The sequence below is a fragment of the Pseudomonas sp. NPDC079367 genome, from assembly GCF_044542195.1.
GTDB lineage: Bacteria > Pseudomonadota > Gammaproteobacteria > Pseudomonadales > Pseudomonadaceae > Aquipseudomonas.
Genome location: NZ_JBITTW010000030.1, coordinates 53,462 through 70,759 on the forward strand (window position 1 = coordinate 53,462; position 17,298 = coordinate 70,759).

Genomic DNA, 17,298 nt, shown 5'->3' on the forward strand with positions numbered 1-17,298 from the left:
TTAACGGGATGAGGAATCGATCAGTCCGGCGGCGCGCGCCAGTTGCCACAGGCCACGCTCGGTAGCTTGCTCGGCCAGCGTCACCTGGGCGAAGCCGCAAGCGTCCAGGGCTCGGCGATAACGCGTGCACAGCTGCGCATTGCCGATGAGCACGATCGCTGGAAGATTCGGTTGGTGGCGCCGGCGACGTTGCACATTGGCGAGTGCGGCCAGCTCATGGCCGATCATCAGACCCGAGAGATAATCCGCCTGAGCGCTCGGGCTCAGTTCGCCAGTGAGGCCGAGGGTGCGGGCGCTGAACAGGGTCGACAGCACGCCGAGTTCAGCATCCACCGACAGCGCGATTTGCACGCCACGATCGAACGCTTGCGCATCGAAGGTCGCGCTCGGTTGTTGGGTACGACCGAGGATGCTGTGCTCGCTGAGCACAGCGAAAACTTCGCCGGTCATGAACGTGTCGAAATGGGTGATGCGACCATCGACCACTTCCACCCATTTCGAGTGGCTGCCCGGCAGGCCGATCAACAGGTCATTACCCGCCGCGTCCGGCAGACTTTGCAACACACCGAGGACTTGGGTTTCTTCGCCACGCATGACATTGGGCAGACGTGAGCGCTGAATCACGCCCGGGACAATATGCACCGGCGTGCCGCGCAAGCTGACAACGATTTGTAGGGAATTTCCGAGATGGGCGACGTCGGCTGGCGTCTCGCAGTAAGCCGATTCGCGCCAGCCCTGCGCACTGCCGACCATGCCGCAAGCGATCACCGGCAGACCTGGCTGCGCGTCGAGCCAGTCACCACAGGCCTCGTCGAAGGCCAGTTCAAAACCATCGGCGCATTCACGACCGTGGATGATTCGCGGGGTCTTGGGCAACTGCATGATTCCGGACGACAGCGCACGCTGCTCCAGCACCACACCGTCGGCCGCGAGTTTGTAAGCACGTAATGAGGTTGTCCCCCAATCGAGCGCGATCAATTGCGCCTGCATCGCTTCACCTGTTTTGTTTTTGGCAGTGAGTGCGACGGACTATAAACCCGGGGGACAGGAAATCTCAATATATAAATATGAGTCCCATATTATGGGACGAAATCCGTCCATTTCGTCCAGCGCTCGACAACGTTCATCTGAGCGTTGATCAAGACCTTCACCACTTCGTGCTCACTGGCGCCCACCTCGTGGGTACGGCCTTTTTCGTCGGCGATTCCAGGCTCTTGGCGTCCGTCACCACGAAGTATGGTGTAAGCCGCGAACGGTTCCGGGGCCTGCTCGGAACCAGAGACAATTTTCAGCTTCGTCGTATACGGCGCAAACGATGCCAGCATGCCGGCGTAGGGCACATCACTACAGGATCCCAATCTGTCGATGTGGTCATATCCGCCTGCCGGGTCATAACGCCAGCGCACAATGCAAACGGACGCAAAAGGCAGCAGCGACCTTGGTTGCTGTGACAACTCAAGGGATATACGCGCAGGGGCCAGCCAAGGATTTTCGATGGCATGGATGAATCGGGATGCGGGCACGTACATGACTTTCGAGTAGTACGCCACGAACGGGAACGCGGTGATGACCACCTTGCACGGGACGTACTGCTGTGGCTTGAGAATTTGTACCAACTCACTGGGCCTGATGTAGTTGCGGCCGTCATCAAGGGCATGATTTTCGACACTGATGGCCGCGAGCATCTCATAGCGGCGATCGCCCTCGATCAAACGCATGCTGCTGACGATTCCCGAGGCTTCCAGGACAATGGTGTGTTCGATGGAAAAGTCTGGGTCACCATTCAGCGAGCAATGAATCCAGGTGCCGATCTGACCTTCGCGTCCATGCGCCTTATACAGGTCGACAAGATTTCTATCGGATGTAAATCGCAAGTCGTAATAAGAAGAGTTCACGCGGTCGATGGAAACAAATTCCAGTCTTGCGGGCGGAACGTTGAGGTGCATGCATGACGAACACAATAAAAAACCGCACAGCATCACTTGCTTGAAGTGTCGAAAACTCAAGATTCAATCCTTTGAAATACAGCTGAAAAGACAACGGCAGGCGACTGCCTGACAAAACGGGCGCAAGGCTATTTCAGCTTGCGGATCGACAGACAGACGTCCGAGCGGCAGTGACTCAGCCTTGCGCAAATTCGCGCAACACCTTGCCATCCATGCGATACCGCACCCACTCTTCCTGCGGCTGGGCACCGAGGGATTTGTAGAATTCGATGGCCGGGGTGTTCCATTCCAGCACGCTCCATTCGAAGCGGCCGCAGTCGTTGGCGCAGGCGATTTTTGCCAGGTGGCGCAGCAGGGTTTTGCCGGCGCCGCCGCCGCGTTGTTCGGGGGTGATGTAGAGGTCTTCGAGGTACAGGCAGTTGCTGCCCAGCCAGGTCGAATAACTGAAGAAGAACACCGCGAAGCCGATCGGCAAGCCGTCGCGCAGGCAGATCAGGCCGTGGGCGGTGGCGCCTTCGCCGAAAAGGCTGCGTTCGATGTCGGCGACGCTGGCGATGACTTCGTGGCGGGCCTTTTCGAAATCGGCGAGTTCGGTGATAAAGGTGAGGATTTGTGGCGCATCGCTGGGGGTCGCCGGGCGGATTTCGATCGTCATGGACGGGCCTTGTGTGCAAATTAAAGCGCCATACTAAGACGCGCAGCGGCGCTCGTCACATGGCAAAACGGGATTAATGTACAGTCATTACCAACACCGCCCCCACAGGTACCAAGCCAACCTGAAAGGAATCTGATGAGCCTTAATGCATTCGTGCCGATGACGACCCTTGCGGCGCAGTTGCTGCCCCACGCACTTGAACCCTCAGACGACGGCGCCCACGACCTTGCCCACCTGCAGCGCGTTTGGCACAACGCACGTACTCTGCAGGCAGCCGAAGGCGGCGATCTCGAAGTTTTGCTGGCCGCCGTGCTGCTGCACGATTGCGTAGCGGTCGAGAAAAACTCCCCGCTACGCTCGCAGGCTTCGCGTCTGGCAGCAGAAAAAGCGGCTTGCGTGCTGAAGGGAATGAAGTGGCCCAGCGAGAAAATCACTAACGTCGCCCACACCATCGAAGCCCACAGTTTTTCCGCCAACATCACTGCGCTGACCCTCGAGGCGAAAATCGTCCAGGACGCCGATCGCCTCGACTCGCTGGGCATGCTCGGCGTCGCCCGAACCTTCTACGTGGCCGGACGCATGGGCTCGGCGCTGTACGACTCGCAGGATCCCGAAGCGCTTGAGCGTGAGTACGACGACACGCGTTTTTGCCTCGATCATTTCCAGACCAAACTGCTGCATCTGGCTGACGGTTTTCAGACCGTGAGCGGCCAGCGGCTTGCCGAGATTCGTCATCAACGCCTGAAGGGTTTCATGGAGCAGTTCAAGGAAGAGATCGGCATCGTCGAAACCGATTACTCCGGCCAAAAGCGATCCTGACTTCAGCAACCTCACACCTGACGCGCACGCCCTCCGTGGTAAACAGATGGCGCTGATTTCCCCGCACAAGGAAGCGCGTCATGTCGCAAGCAACGCCTGCGGTCTCGAACAAACTGTTCGGCCTGCTCTGTCTCGCCAGTTATCTGTTGTCGCTGTCGTATGGTTCGACGTTTTTGTTGTCGCTGTTGATCGCCGCGCGTGGCGGCAATGAACACGACGCCGGCCATGTGATTTCTGCAGCCATGCTCAGTACCTTTGTTGCCGTACTGGCCTGCGGTCACCTGTCGGATCTGCTGGGCGCGGCGCGTTCGATTGCTTTGTTCGGGTTGCTGCTGGTGGCGGCGAGCCTGGGTTTTGCGACGACGCCGGGGGTCGGTCACTGGCTGCTGTTTTTTGGTTTGCTGCTGGGCTTGGGTTGGGGAGTGTTCTACACCTTGGGGCCGATCATCGTTGCCAGTCTGGTCATTCCCGCTCAGCGCGCGAAGTATTTTGCTTTGTTGTCCGGCAGCATGATGAGCGGCATTGGAAGCGGGCCACTGCTTGGGCGCGCCGCCAGCGCACTCGATCTACCGGTGACGGCAGCGTTTCATCTGGCGGCGCTGGCGAGCCTGATCGGTGCGCTGCTGTTCTGGCACCTCGCAACGAAGCTGAAAGGCACGCAGGTCATGACAGCGGCAAAAATCACTTGGCGTGCGACCACACAAGTACTGAGTTCGCGCGCGGTTTTGCCGATCATCATGGTCGGACTGGGCGGCTGTGTGTTCGGCGGTCTGTCCAGTTTCCAGACCAGCTATGCCGCCGCGCGGTCGCTGGATTATTCGCTGTTCTTTGCGGGATTCACGGGCGCGGCGATTTGCAGTCGAATGTTGATCGCAGGTTACGTGGTCAAACGCGATCCGCTGCGCGCGTCTTGCCTGTTGTCAGGCTTGATGCTGGCCTCGATTGCGCTGCTCACTTTCGGTGTCGACAGTAGCCTCTCCTATCTGCTGGCAGCGGTCATGCTCGGCGTCGGTTACGGGCTGACTTACGCGGTGATTAACGGCCTTGCCGCCAATCAGGCACCGGATGGCACGACCTCCCAGGCGCTGCTGCTGTTCAGTCTCGCGTACTTTATCGGTGTGTTCGGCTTCCCGTTGCTGGCCGGCAAAATCATCGTTGAGCAGGGCCTGCCGGCGTTGCTGCTGACGGTATTGGGCGTGGCGCTGGCGAACTGGCTGGTCACTGTCGGCAGGTTGCTCTGGCGCAGATTTCAGGTCACGACCACCACGCCGGTTTAGACCGTTCGTCGATCCTCAGGCACCAATCCGTCACCAGGGCTGACCAACCAATTGTAAGGATTCCAATCACTGGAGAAGCCCTATGATCCCGTCAAGGTTGACCGCTTTAGTCTTCAGCGCCCTGCTCTGCCCTGCGGTGTTCGCCGCCTCGTCCACGGCAGCGGGCACTGGCCCTACCGATCCGACCCCGCCACGCGCCCCTGCCATCAACAGTGCCCCCGGCATGAACACCGATGGCTCCGGCGTGCCGCTGATCAATCAGCCACCGGCCACCGGCACCGACCCGCGCACTCAAGGCAGTGATCCGGGCCGTCAGGGCGGCATGAATACGCCTGATTCCCCTACCGTGGCGCCTGACAATGCCGGCCCCGGTGTTGGCTCGAAAACCACCACCGGTGGCTCCGGTTCCGAAGGTGCCGGTCAGTAGTTCGCCGACGCGAGCGCCCTATTCACGCCCATGAAGAGGTAACCATGAACGTCGACAAAGACCTGGAAAAAGAAGTTCTCACCCGCCTGCTGCACGCCCATCCCAACGGCTTGGGCAAGGAGGTGCTGGACAATTACCGGGGCGAGAAAGTCGTGGCCAGCGCCCTCGCCTCCCTGCAGGATCGCGGGCTGATTCACCATGGTCATGTGACCTGCAGCGAAGCGGGCGAACACTCGCTGAACCTGCCGATCAAGCTCAGTTCTGCCGGCGTCGAAGCGGCGCGCAAACTGGATCTGCAGTAGTGCCACGCCGCTCGCCGTCGAAGCGGCGAGCGGCCGGATCCGCAACTTGAGGAGAAATCCCATGCCTCGTGGAAGCAAAGACAAATACACCAGCGAACAGAAGCGCAAAGCCGAGCACATCGAAGACAGCTACGAGCAAAAGGGCGTGTCCAAAGATGAGGCTGAGGCTCGCGCTTGGGCGACGGTCAACAAGCAGTCCGGTGGCGGTGAGAAGTCCGGCGGTTCGGGTCGCAAGAAGCCCGCCGGTGCCAAGTCGGAAGATCGCAAAGAGTCATCGCGCCGCGCGGTGGCCAGCCGCAAGGGCCATTCGCGCAAAAGCGAAACTTCGAAGGATACCCAGACTGTCGACAGCCTGATGAAAGAGGCCCGGGCGAAGAACATTCCGGGGCGCTCATCGATGCGCAAGCAGGAGTTGATCGAGGCGTTGCGCAAGGCTGGCTAGAACGACGCCCACTGTAGGAGCTGCCGAAGGCTGCGATCTTGTGCTTTTCAAGATCAAAAGATCGCAGCCTTCGGCAGCTCCTACAGAAGATTTATATACGACTTGGATCCTGTGTGAGAGCGAGCCTGCTCGCGAAGGCTTGGGGTCAGTCGCCGCAGGACTCGCGGATGAAAGCATCCACCTCACCCGCCCCCGGCGATGTCGCCGGCCCCCACCGAGTCACCGCCAGTGCCGCTGCCGCATTCGCCCGCCGCGCCGCTTTCAGTGCATCCAATCCGTGCGCCAATCCGGCGATGAACACGCCAGCGTGGGCATCACCGGCGCCATTGCTGTCCACCGCTTTCACAGCAAACCCCGGCACCTGTCGGCGTTCACCACGCTGTTGAATCCAGCAACCTTGCGGCCCGTCGCGCACCACCATCAGCACATGGTCCGGCAGGAGTTCCGCGAGGCGATCCATTGCGACGCCAATCTCATCGGCGCCGGTGAATCGCAGCGCCTCGACACTGTTGCTGGTCCAGACATCAATGCGCGGCAGCAACGTCTGCATCATTGGAGCATCGGGGGATTCCACCAATGGCCCTGGATCGAACACCACGTTGACCGACTCCGGCAGCGCCATTGTCCAGTCGAGCAATGCCAGCGCCTTGCCCTCGTGCAGCAGGCTGTAACCGCTGAGATACACATAATCGCCGGGCTCGGCAGCCACGCTGCTCAGGTCCTCCTCCGTCACCTCGCCCTCAGCGCCGATGTAGGAAATGAAACTGCGCTCGGCCGACGAATCGGTCAGCGCCACGCACAAACCGGTGTCGCGCTCGGCCGGCTCGCGGACGCCAATACAGATACCTTCTGCCTGCATCGCTTGGCGCGCCAGATCGCCGAAGCGCCCGCTGCCATGGCGACCGAGATAGACCACCGGCAGCCCGTTACGTACCGCTGCCGCCATCACGTTGAAGCCGCCGCCGGCTTCGAACCCCGCCGACTGCGCCAGCACGTCGCCGCCAATCTGCGGCAATTTATCCACGGCCATGACCAGGTCGATGATGACCTGGCCGGTGTGCAACATCTTAGGCATGAGCATTCTCGGGTTGCGCGGCGCGGCGATCTTTCGCGCCGCCCAGTACCAGGTAAATGCCACCGGCGACGACAAAGGTCACGATCCAGCCGAGGCCGTTGTGGCCTAGCCAGGAGTCGGACAGAAAGCCCTTGAACCAGACGTTTTGCGCCGTGGTGCCGATGGTGGTGAAGCTGAAACCGAGCACGATGGCGATCGCCCAGGCGCCGAATGCGCGCCACTCTACACCGCCGCGATACCAGTAGGCGCTACTCGGGCTGACATCGAGCAGGTCTTTGGGGCTGTAGTAGTGACGGTGAATCAGGTCGACCACAAAGATCCCGACCCATGCGGTGATCGGCACCGCCAGCAGGGAAATGAAGGTAATGAACGGTCCGTAGAAACTGTCGGCGATCAACATGAAGTAGATCGAGCCGGCGAAGATCGCGACGATGTCGACCACCACCGCATAGACGCGTTTGACCTTGAGGCCCAGCGTCAGAGTGGTCAAACCGGCGGAGTACACCGACAGATTGTTCGACAGCAGCAGACCGCCGAACGCGGTGATCAGGTATGGCACGGCCATCCAGGTTGGCAACATGTCGCGGATCGCTACGATCGGGTCAGTTGCGGACGCGAGATCGTTGTTGCCCACCGAGAGCAAGCCGCCGAGGGTAATCAGCAGCACCAGCGGAATGCCCGCGCCGAACGCTGCGGAAGCGACCAGTCGTACGGCTCTGACGCTGCGGTGCTGGTAACGCGACATGTCGGCGCCAGCGTTGGCCCAGCCGATGCCGGTGCCGGCAGCCATGGTGCCGATGCCGATGATCATCGCGCTCAGCGGTGCCGGCGTGGCGTTGAATACCGCGCTCCAGTCGATCGTCGCGCAGAGGAAACCACCCACGAGAATATTCAGCGCGCCGAACACGTAAGTCGCCCACTTCTGAATCACCAGCAGGGTCGCGTGGCCGAGGCCGGACACCGACAAGGTCAGCAGCACGAAAATGGCGATAAAAATCAACGTCAGTACCGGCGCACTTTTCGCCTCAACCGGCGAACCAAACAGGATCGAACACAGCGACAGCAGCACGAACGCCGCAGTGGTGGTGTTGACGGTTTCCCAACCCAGACGCGACATCAGCGAAACCAGCGTCGGGCCGATATTGCCGCGTACGCCGAAGATCGCGCGCGACAGCGTCAGACTCGGCGCGCGGCCACGTCGCCCGGCAATCGAAATGATCCCGACCACGGCAAACGAACCGGCGGCGCCGAGGATCGCGACGATGATCGCCTGCCAGATCGCCAGCCCGCGAAACGCCACCAGAGTGGCGCCCAGCGGCAGGCCGAGAATGGAAATATTGGCGGCGAACCAGACCCAGAACAGTTGCAACGGATGACCATTGCACTCGGCTTCCGGCACCGGCTCGATGCCGCGGGTTTCCAATTGCCCGACACTCTGCCCGGCGGTTGATGAACTCATGAAAAATGCTCCTGTTGCCATTCTTGTGTTTATGGGCAATTGAATACCTGCACCTCTCCCCTTTAGGAGCCGCCGCAGGCTGCGATCTTTTGACGTTGATTTTCCACCGACTGAAGACTGCTGAAGATCAAAAGATCGCAGCCTTCGGCAGCTCCTACACTGGGTTCCTCAGCGTAGGGTGAGGAGTCCTTTTACGAGGGGTTCCAGCTCCAGATGATTGACAGCTTTCACCGTCTCGATCATCTGCTTGGGCCAGCATTCAAGACCCAGGCAGGCCCCGAGCATGGCACCAAGAATCGCCGCGATGGTATCCGTGTCGCCACCGAGGCTGGCGGCCATGCACAGCGCTTCGAATGCCGTCATCTCACCGATGGCCACTTGCTGGGCCAAGGCGAATGAAACCACTACCGACTCCTGGGACGCCACTGAAGTACCGATCACGTCGTAAAGCAGATCGGCGAGCAGTGCTTTGTCGCTGTCGACGCTGATACTGCGCGCCCAACTGATCCGCGAGGCCATGCGCCCGCCCGCCACCCAGTGCCCATGGGCTTCAGCTTGCTGGGCAATCTGTTGGCCGAGGTTCAGCGCTTCGCCCAGATCGACGCCGTTGATCCCAGCGGAGACCACCGCCGCCACCGCCGCCGCGCTGGAGATCCCCAGCGTGGTGTTGTGGGTCACCTGACACGCCTGCACCACTGCCGCGATAAAACGCACGGGGTCGGTCACATTCGCGGCGATCCCCACCGGGGTAATGCGCATTGCCGCGCCGTTGGTGGTGCCGTAGCGCCCGGCTTCTTCCGGAGAATGCCCGGCGAGGATCATTTCAATGGCGCGTTTGGTCGAGGGGCCGAGCAAATCCTGCGAGCCTTTGGCCTGCATCTCGGCTTCCCATTCAATCAAACGCTGGGCGAGGACGGCCGGCTCGATGCGGCCCTGGCCTTCGACCAACAACTCGCCGACCAGAATCGCCTGTTCGGTGTCATCAGTGATCGAGCCTTTGGGCATGTTTGCGGCGATCGGTTGCAGCGGCCCGGCGTCCTGCAGATCGGTGATCTGGCCGAAACGCGCCTTGATCGTTTGGCGATCGAGCGACTGCGTCGGCATGCCCAGCGCATCACCCAGGGCCAGACCATAAAAAGCGCCGAGGGCACGGTTGAGCGAGGTCATTTCGATTCTCCAAATTGCAGGTGCAGACGAAAATGCACCGGGTCGAGCAGGCTTTCGACCTGTTCCATGAAACGGTTCTGCCGGTCGTAGGTGGTGCGCAGGGCTTTGAGGAACACCGTGCCAACCGGGCGACCGAGCAGTTCGGCATCTTCGGCATTCAAAGGCTCGGCGCCGATCCACTGATCGCCGCGCTCGCCGATGTAGCCATAGGCGGCCAGGGTGATGGTCAGGGAGTTGTCGATCAAACCGACGCGCGGCAGGCTTTCCAGGCCACCGGTGGCCGGCATCAAGGAGCGTTCCAGCGACACCAGCGTGCCGTCGGTAGCGCGCCGGCGACGGTCGAGAGTGATGAATTGATCGGTGCCGAAACGCACCAGCAGATCCGGACGAGTCACGGCTTCAAGGCGCAACACTTCGGTATTGATCAGCGCCCCGCTGTCGGCCAACGCCTGCGCCCAGCCGCTGCGCTGATCGAGGGCGACACCGTCGAAGGTGACGATGGAGCCAACTCCGCTCTGCGTGGCGATGTATTTGCGCCGCTTCAGTTCGGCGAGCGCCTCACGCAAGGTGCCACGGCTGACCTGGAATTCTTGAGCCAACTGATGTTCGCCGGGCAATAGAAAACCGTCCTCCATGAGGCCGCTTTCGATGCGTCGGACGAGTTCGTCGACCACCCTTTGTTTCTTGTCAAATCGTACCTGTCTAATCATGTACAAATTGATAACCGAAACGAGGCGCGGCGGGCAAGGGATATTTGCGCGAGGTGACCGATGGAGAAAGGAGGATGCGATCACTGTGGGAGCGGGCTTGCTCGCGAAAGCGCTGTCCGGCGCGCCGAACGTGTTGCGCAGGATGACGCTTTCGCGAGCAAGCCTGCTCCCACAGGTTGATGGATGAATTGCAACTTTTGATGCAATCCGAATCTGTGCAGGCGCGAGGGTGTCAGCGCTGTTTCAGGCGGTCGATGACCACGGCCAGCAACAGAATCGAACCACGAATCACATACTGATAAAACGTGTCGATGTTCTTCAGGTTCATTGCGTTCTCGATGATCGCCAGAATCAACACCCCGGCAATCACATGGCGGATCATGCCGATCCCGCCGCTCAGCGAAACCCCGCCCAATACGCAGGCCGAAATCACCGTCAGTTCAAAACCCTGGCCGATCATTGGCTGCCCGGAAGTCATCCGCGATGCCAGAATCACACCCGCCAGCGCACCGATCAAACCGTGCACGGCGAAGATGATGATCTTGGTGCGATCAACGTTGACGCCCGCCAGCAGCGCCGCTTCCTGGTTGCCCCCGATGGCCATGGTGTTGCGCCCGTAAGTGGTGTAGTTCAGCAGCCAGCCGAAGAACAGGAAGCAGACGATAGTGATCAGGATCGGCACCGGCACGCCAAACAGTTGGCCGTTGCCGAACACGAAGAACGATTCCTGCGAAACACCGACCGCTTTGCCGTTGGCAAAGATATAGGCCAGACCGCGAACGATCTGCATGGTCGCCAGCGTCGTGATCAACGCGTTGACGCGCAATTTGGCGATCACGATGCCGTTAATCAGGCCAACGATCAGGCCCATCGCCAGCGCCGCGCTGACGCCGAGAAACACGCTGTTGGTGTCGCGCATCACCACCGCCGCAACCACACCGGCGCAGGCGATTACCGAGCCGACCGACAGGTCGAAATGCCCCGACGCCAGGCAATACAACATGGTGCACGCGGCGATGCCGGTGGTGGAAATCGCCAGGCCCAGACCGCGCATGTTCAAAGGCGAGAGGAAGTTGTCGATCAGCAGCGTACAGGCGACGAAGATGCCGATCGCCGCCAGCAGCATGACCCAGTCATCGAGGAAGCGCCGCATGTCCAAAGGTTTGCGCTCGGTCGGCAGGGTTTCGTTTTGGGTAGTCATCATAGTCACCTCTCAGTTCGCCACGCCGTCAGCGCGGTGGCGTGGCAAAGCCAGTTGCAGCAGGTTGGATTCATTGGCCTGGTCGCGGCTGACTTCGCCGCGCAGGGCGCCTTCGCACAGCACCAGGATGCGATCGGAAATGCCCATCACTTCCATCAGATCGCTGGACACCACGATCACCGAAATGCCGTCGGCGGCGAGGTTATGGATGATCTGGTAGATCTCGGCCTTGGCGCCGATGTCGATGCCACGGGTCGGTTCGTCGAGCAGCAGGACTTTCATCGGCATCGACAGCCAGCGGCCGAGAATGGCCTTCTGTTGATTGCCGCCGGAGAGAAACTTGATCTGCTGGCCGGCGTGCGGGGTTTTCACTTTCAGGGCCTTGATCTGCTTGTCGGCGTTGCCCTTTTCCCACAAGCCGCGGATCAGGCAGCCAAGCCCGGAATGCGCGCCACGGGCACTGATGTTGATGTTTTCGGCAACGCTGGCCAGCGGGATGATGCCTTCCTTCTTGCGATCTTCCGGGCAGAGCAGAATGCCGGCTGCAATCGCGTCACGCGGCGAGCGCAGCTTCAACTCATGACCGCGCAATTCGAGACGGCCGGCGGTGTTGCGTTCCAAGCCACTGAGCAGGCGAAACAGCTCGGTTCGCCCTGCCCCGACCAGTCCGAACAGGCCAAGGATTTCGCCCTTGTGCGCTTCGAAACTGATCGGCTCGCGCAGACCCGGGCCGAGCAAACCATCGACCTTCAACGCCACGGCGCCACGCGGGCGATGGCGATAATCGTAGATGTCCTGAATGTCGCGACCGACCATGCAGGTCACCAGTTGATCGTGGGTCAGCTGGCTCATGTCATCGAAGGTACGCACGTAGCGGCCGTCCTTGAACACGGTGACGGCGTCGCAGATGCGGAACACTTCTTCCATGCGATGGGACACGTAGAGCACCACTTTGCCTTCGTCGCGCAGACGACCGATGATCGCCATCAAGCGATCGATCTCGCGCGCCGAGAGGCTGCTGGTCGGTTCGTCGAAAGCGATAACGTGGGCGCCGCGCGACAAGGCTTTGGCGATTTCTACCAACTGGCGCTGGCCGAGCGACAGGCGCCCGACCTTGGTTTGCGGATCGATTTCATCGGCCAGGCCGTTCAGGCAATTCAAGGCTTTCTGGCGCAGCTCACTGCGATTGATCAAACCGAAGCTGGCCGGCAAGTGGCCAAGAAACAGGTTCTCGGCCACAGTCATTTCCGGAACCAGATGCAGTTCCTGGTGAATCACTGCGACGCCACTGCCGATGCTGTCGGCAGTAGACTTGAAGGCCATTGCCTGCTCGCCGATCTGCAGCTCGCCGCTGCTCGGAATGTAAGCGCCACCGAGGATTTTCAGCAGAGTCGATTTGCCGGCGCCGTTCTCGCCCATCAAGGCATGAACCTGGCCGGGATGGGCGACGAAGCTAATGCCGTCGAGCGCTTTCACGCCGGGAAAGGTCTTGCCGATCCCGTTAAAGCGCAGGCTGCCGCTGGCGCCGTGTTGTTCTTGTGTCTGTAATTGCGCGTGCATAAAGCCACCTCTTCACACCGAAAAACGGCCCGGATGCCCGGGCCGTCGCTGCGTCAGTTCCACAGGCCGATTTTTTCCAGCTCTTGCTTGAAGTTTTCGCGGGTGATCAGGGTGACGTCATCCATGGCGGTGTACTTCGGCGGTTCTTTGCCGGCGGTGATCCACTCGTACATCATCTCGGCGGTCTTGTAGCCTTCGATGTGCGGACTTGGCAGCATCGAACCGAAGAAGCCGCTGTTAGGCTTCTTCAATTCGCCGATGGCGTCGGTGCCGTTGATGCCGATGCCGATCACGTTGCTCGCGGCGAAACCGGCCGCTTCGGTAGCGCGCACGCCGCCCAGCACGGTGTTGTCGTTCATGCCGCCGATGATCAGGTTTTTCGCCGCGCCTGGCAGCTTGACCAGCGCCGAGTTGGTGGCGTCCATGCTGCCCGGTACGTCGAGGGTTTTCAGGGCGGCGAAGAGGATGTGATCTTCCGGCATGCCGGCCTTTTTCAGGGCATCGACCGAACCGTCGGTGCGCTTCTTGCCGGTGTCGAGTTCGTTGTAGGTGTTCACCACCGCGTAGGTGTCTTTCCAGTCCCAGTTACGCTTCTTCGCTTCGGCAGCCATGGCGGCGCCCTGCTTCTGGCCGACTTCGAACGCGGCCATGCCCAGGTACGGCACGTCTTCCATGAACTTGCCGTTGGCGTCGACGAAACGGTCATCGACGGCAATCACTTTCAGGTCGTTGATCTTGGCTTTGGCCATGATGGCCGGGCCGAGGGACACGTCCGGAGGGCAGATCACGAAGCCCTTCGCGCCGTTGGCGGCCAGGCTGTCGATCGCCGAAAGGGTCTTCTCGCCATCCGGCACGGCGATCTTGATCAGTTCAAAGCCTTTGTCCTTGGCGGCTTTTTCGGCAAAAGCCCATTCGGTCTGGAACCAGGGTTCTTCGGCCTGCTTGACCAGAAAACCGATCTTCACCGCGTCGGCGGCGAGCAGCGCGCTGCTCAGGCTGAACGCAGTAACCGCCAGGGCAGTGCTGCACAGGGTACGAATCCCGAATCGACGTTTCATCAGATGACTCCTTGTTATTTTTTTTGAGCAAGGTTTGAAAAGCGTTGAAGCGTGTTCTCAGTGAAGCTGTTTGAAAATAGTCATATCGTATGATGATTGGATTTCAAGCGTAGTTCAGCGCTGGAAATTCGTTTTATTCAGTCGTGGTACATCACCGAGCGACCACCATCGATGGTGATGCACGAGGCGTTGATAAACGGCGCTTCATCGCTGGCGAGAAATACCGCCGTCATCGCCACTTCCAGCGGCTGGCCGATGCGTTTCGGCGGGTGCAGGTCGAAGGCGCGTTGGCGCTCGGCATGCGGATCGGCGAAGCCATTCCAGTAATCGACATTCAGCTGCGTTTCGATATAGCCCGGCGCGATGGCGTTGACGCGAATGCCCTTGGGCGCGTATTCGATGCCGAGCGCGCGAGTCAGGCCGAGCAAGCCGTGCTTGGCCACCGGGTACGGAAAGCAGCCGGGAATGATGTGGCTGGAATGGGTCGACGCGATATTGATGATGCTGCCTACGCCCTGTTCGAGCATTTGCGGCAACACCGCTTTGCAACCATACCAGGCGCCGTCCAGATCAATGGCGAAGCAGCGCCGCCAGTCCTCTTCGGTCATCTGCAAAGGGTCGCGGAACACATTGACTCCGGCGCAGTTGACCAGCACATCAATGCGGCCATGCAATTCCACCGCGCGTCGGGCCAGAGCGTGCAGATCCTGCTGACTCGACACATCGACCTTGAGCGCTTGCACGTCATGGCCCTGGTCGCGCCAATGAGCGGCGACCTGCTCGACCTTGTCGGCCTGGATATCGCAGATAAGTAATCTGGCTTGCTGTGAGGCGAAGGCGGCAACAATGGCTTCACCAATACCCTGAGCTGCCCCGGTCAATAGCACGACCTTGTTTTTCAGGCGCTCGCCTTTGGGCGGGGCCGGCACTGCCGGCAATGTCAGCGCTTCAGCCATGGCTCAGGCCTCCTGCACGCAGGCGCAAAAAAACCGGGCATCGGTCGATGTCCGGTTCTGACGGCAACGGGAAGGAAACAGGCAAGCGTCGCTGACGGCATGGAGCCGTGGCGAAAGGCGGATCCCGCTTGCGCGGGCGACAAGAATTCGCTGCATCACTTCACCTGTTTTGTTCTTTTTAAGTGTGAGTGCGTGTTACTGCTGGAGCCGACTATAAACCCGACCACCAAATAATCTCAATATATAATTTTGCATCCCATATTTTGGGATTTAGCCAGCAAAACGCGTACAGAGTTTTCCTGCAACATCGACGCGCATGCTCAGCACCGCGCCGTCCAGAGGATGATTCAGCGGACTCTTCGCGCTGGTGATGAACAGGGTTTTCAGGTCTTCACCACCAAACACGCAACTGGTCGGACGACTGACCGGCAGATCGATTTTGCGATCCACCTGCCCTTGCGGCGTGAGGCGCAACAAGCAACTGCCGTCCCAGCGCGCGTTCCAGACAAAGCCTTCAGCGTCCATGGCCGAGCCGTCGGGGCCGCCGTGTTGATCGGATGAGTGAAAAGCCTGCGGCGCGTCGAGACTGCCGTCGGTGCGGATGAAATATCGATTGAGCGTGCTGTCGAGACTTTCACCAAACAGCAGCGTGGTGCCATCGTCACTCCACAACAAGGTATTGGGGATGCCCAGACCGAGCAGCAACGGTGTGACGCGCTGATCGGGATCGATGCGAAACAGGCCACCGGAACGGCGCACCAGCGGCAGATCCTCGCCTTGCTCGCCGATGTTGTTTTGCATGGTGCCCAACCACAACCGGCCCAAGGCATCACAACGGGCTTCGTTGGCGCGGTTGCCCGGTTGCGGGTCGGCGACGCAAAACAGCGTCAATCGTGGCTCGAGCCCCGGTGAATCCAGATCCAGTCGGTAGACACCGCTGCTCAACGTCACCAGTGCATCGCCGCTGTTGCAAGGAATGAACGCCGAAACATGTTCGGGCATCTGCCAGATCTGCACATTCTGACCAATCAGACGCAGCGCTTGTTTACCGGCGATATCGACCCAGTACAACGCCTGGGTCGGTGCATCCCAGAACGGGCCTTCGCCGAGTTGCGCGCGGTGTTGGGTCAGGGCGGTGAACGGCATATCAAGTCCTTCTGAGTTGTTGTTTTACTGTGGGAGCGAGCTCGCTCGCGAAGGCGGAGTGTCAGTCAATGACTGATGTATCTGACCTGACGCATTCGCGAACAAGCGCGCTCCCACAGACAGGATGTCTCGACAATTTCAGCTAGCTTTTCTACCGGCCATGACTTTCGGATAGAAACGTTTTATCGCCAGATCGGCATTGTCGATCAAGGTCATGCACGCCCACACGCCACGGGTCGAATCACGCGCCGCGATGGCATCGGCCATGTCTTTATGGATCGGCAAGGTGCGGCGCAGTTCATCGGGGTCGGCGGCGGAGACTTCGAACGACACCGCCAGTAACGCACCGAGGGCCGGGACCATTTGTTCGATGAACTGATTATGGCTGGCGGCAAGAATACATTCATGGAAAGCCTGGTCGGCGCGGTTGTAATCGATGCCGCTGTCGACAGCACGTTCCAGCGCATTGAAAGCCAGTTGCACTGCTTCGATCTGTTCCGGCGTCGCCCGCTCACAGGCCCAGCGCACCGCCATCGGCTCAATGGTGCGGCGCAAATCGAGCAAGTCATCGACGAAGTTTTCCGGCAAGCCATTGCGCGACAGCCAACCCACCACTTGCGGATCGAACAGATTCCAGCGCCGCACCGGCAACACCCGCGTACCGACTTTCGGCCCGACTTCGAGCATGCCTTTGGCGACGAGGGTTTTGATCGCTTCGCGGATCACCGTACGGCTGACGCCGAGCTGCTCGCCCAGATCCGCCTCGACTTTGATGGTCTGCCCGGGCTTGACCTGGCCGGCAGCGATCCAACTGCCCAGCCAGTCAACGGTTGACGCATGAAAGCTGCTGGACATGAACACCTCAAGGCGAATCGTGTGGGTGCCTACGCTAATCATCATACGAATAACAGTCAATCGGATTTTGCAGGCGATCCATAAACCAGATGTGGGAGCGGGCTTGCTCACGAAGGCGGCGTTTCAGTCAGCAAATTATTGACTGAACCACCGCTTTCGCGAGCAAGCCCGCTTGTGTCTTGATCTAGGAATAAACTCTAGGGTGAGAGGGGTGGATGGCAAGCTGCGAGTCCGCGGTGCTAG

Annotated in this window: 18 protein-coding genes; 5 read left to right on the plus strand and 13 right to left on the minus strand. The window is 60.1% G+C overall.

What is annotated here, in order from left to right:
- The 3 genes from ACIGDJ_RS20525 to ACIGDJ_RS20535 form a co-directional block, all read right to left on the minus strand.
- Positions 1-990, minus strand: coding sequence for a 2-dehydro-3-deoxygalactonokinase (locus ACIGDJ_RS20525; protein WP_397479488.1), 990 nt, complete (start codon positions 988-990; stop codon positions 1-3).
- 89 nt (positions 991-1,079) lie between these two features.
- On the minus strand, positions 1,080-2,006 hold the full coding sequence (locus tag ACIGDJ_RS20530) for a hypothetical protein (protein ID WP_397479487.1): 927 nt from the start codon (positions 2,004-2,006) through the stop codon (positions 1,080-1,082).
- 115 nt (positions 2,007-2,121) lie between these two features.
- A complete protein-coding gene (locus tag ACIGDJ_RS20535) occupies positions 2,122-2,601 on the minus strand; it encodes a GNAT family N-acetyltransferase (protein WP_101156289.1) in 480 nt (159 codons plus the stop codon).
- 135 nt (positions 2,602-2,736) lie between these two features.
- Between ACIGDJ_RS20535 and ACIGDJ_RS20540 the strand changes: the two genes are divergently transcribed.
- The 5 genes from ACIGDJ_RS20540 to ACIGDJ_RS20560 all read left to right on the plus strand — a co-directional run bounded on the left by ACIGDJ_RS20540 (position 2,737) and on the right by ACIGDJ_RS20560 (position 5,868).
- Positions 2,737-3,420, plus strand: coding sequence for an HD domain-containing protein (locus ACIGDJ_RS20540; protein WP_397479486.1), 684 nt, complete (start codon positions 2,737-2,739; stop codon positions 3,418-3,420).
- A gap of 80 nt (positions 3,421-3,500) precedes the next feature.
- Positions 3,501-4,697 carry an MFS transporter gene (locus tag ACIGDJ_RS20545; RefSeq protein WP_101156283.1) on the plus strand — a complete coding sequence of 399 codons (1,197 nt, stop codon included), beginning with the start codon at positions 3,501-3,503 and terminating at the stop codon, positions 4,695-4,697.
- 82 nt (positions 4,698-4,779) lie between these two features.
- Positions 4,780-5,124: a hypothetical protein gene (locus ACIGDJ_RS20550; protein ID WP_101156280.1), complete on the plus strand. Its 345-nt coding sequence runs from the start codon at positions 4,780-4,782 to the stop codon at positions 5,122-5,124.
- 44 nt (positions 5,125-5,168) lie between these two features.
- On the plus strand, positions 5,169-5,426 hold the full coding sequence (locus ACIGDJ_RS20555) for a hypothetical protein (protein ID WP_101156278.1): 258 nt from the start codon (positions 5,169-5,171) through the stop codon (positions 5,424-5,426).
- A 61-nt stretch (positions 5,427-5,487) separates the two neighbouring features.
- On the plus strand, positions 5,488-5,868 hold the full coding sequence (locus tag ACIGDJ_RS20560; RefSeq protein WP_101156275.1) for a Rho termination factor N-terminal domain-containing protein: 381 nt from the start codon (positions 5,488-5,490) through the stop codon (positions 5,866-5,868).
- Between the two features lie 145 nt (positions 5,869-6,013).
- On the opposite strand, the gene ACIGDJ_RS20565 is transcribed toward ACIGDJ_RS20560, so the two are convergent.
- The 10 genes from ACIGDJ_RS20565 to ACIGDJ_RS20610 form a co-directional block, all read right to left on the minus strand.
- Complete coding sequence (locus ACIGDJ_RS20565; RefSeq protein WP_397479485.1) at positions 6,014-6,943, minus strand: PfkB family carbohydrate kinase; 930 nt, start codon at positions 6,941-6,943, stop codon at positions 6,014-6,016.
- Positions 6,936-8,402, minus strand: coding sequence for a cytosine permease (locus ACIGDJ_RS20570; RefSeq protein ID WP_101156270.1), 1,467 nt, complete (start codon positions 8,400-8,402; stop codon positions 6,936-6,938). The genes ACIGDJ_RS20565 and ACIGDJ_RS20570 overlap by 8 nt, the downstream gene beginning before the upstream one ends.
- A 168-nt stretch (positions 8,403-8,570) precedes the next feature.
- Positions 8,571-9,569 carry an ADP-ribosylglycohydrolase family protein gene (locus ACIGDJ_RS20575; protein WP_397479484.1) on the minus strand — a complete coding sequence of 333 codons (999 nt, stop codon included), beginning with the start codon at positions 9,567-9,569 and terminating at the stop codon, positions 8,571-8,573.
- Positions 9,566-10,279: a GntR family transcriptional regulator gene (locus ACIGDJ_RS20580; RefSeq protein WP_101156264.1), complete on the minus strand. Its 714-nt coding sequence runs from the start codon at positions 10,277-10,279 to the stop codon at positions 9,566-9,568. Before ACIGDJ_RS20580 ends, ACIGDJ_RS20575 begins: the two co-directional genes overlap by 4 nt.
- Before the next feature lie 232 nt (positions 10,280-10,511).
- Positions 10,512-11,480 (minus strand): L-arabinose ABC transporter permease AraH, encoded by a 969-nt coding sequence (araH, locus tag ACIGDJ_RS20585; RefSeq protein WP_101156425.1) that lies wholly within the window; start codon positions 11,478-11,480, stop codon positions 10,512-10,514.
- 12 nt (positions 11,481-11,492) lie between these two features.
- A complete protein-coding gene (gene araG / locus ACIGDJ_RS20590; RefSeq protein WP_101156261.1) occupies positions 11,493-13,040 on the minus strand; it encodes an L-arabinose ABC transporter ATP-binding protein AraG in 1,548 nt (515 codons plus the stop codon).
- Positions 13,041-13,093: 53 nt separating this feature from the next.
- Positions 13,094-14,098 (minus strand): substrate-binding domain-containing protein, encoded by a 1,005-nt coding sequence (locus tag ACIGDJ_RS20595; RefSeq protein ID WP_101156259.1) that lies wholly within the window; start codon positions 14,096-14,098, stop codon positions 13,094-13,096.
- Between the two features lie 137 nt (positions 14,099-14,235).
- Positions 14,236-15,054 (minus strand): SDR family oxidoreductase, encoded by an 819-nt coding sequence (locus tag ACIGDJ_RS20600; protein ID WP_397479483.1) that lies wholly within the window; start codon positions 15,052-15,054, stop codon positions 14,236-14,238.
- A 270-nt stretch (positions 15,055-15,324) separates the two neighbouring features.
- Positions 15,325-16,200 carry an SMP-30/gluconolactonase/LRE family protein gene (locus tag ACIGDJ_RS20605; RefSeq protein WP_101156253.1) on the minus strand — a complete coding sequence of 292 codons (876 nt, stop codon included), beginning with the start codon at positions 16,198-16,200 and terminating at the stop codon, positions 15,325-15,327.
- A 138-nt stretch (positions 16,201-16,338) separates the two neighbouring features.
- On the minus strand, positions 16,339-17,055 hold the full coding sequence (locus ACIGDJ_RS20610; RefSeq protein ID WP_101156423.1) for a FadR/GntR family transcriptional regulator: 717 nt from the start codon (positions 17,053-17,055) through the stop codon (positions 16,339-16,341).
- Positions 17,056-17,298 lie beyond the last annotated feature (243 nt).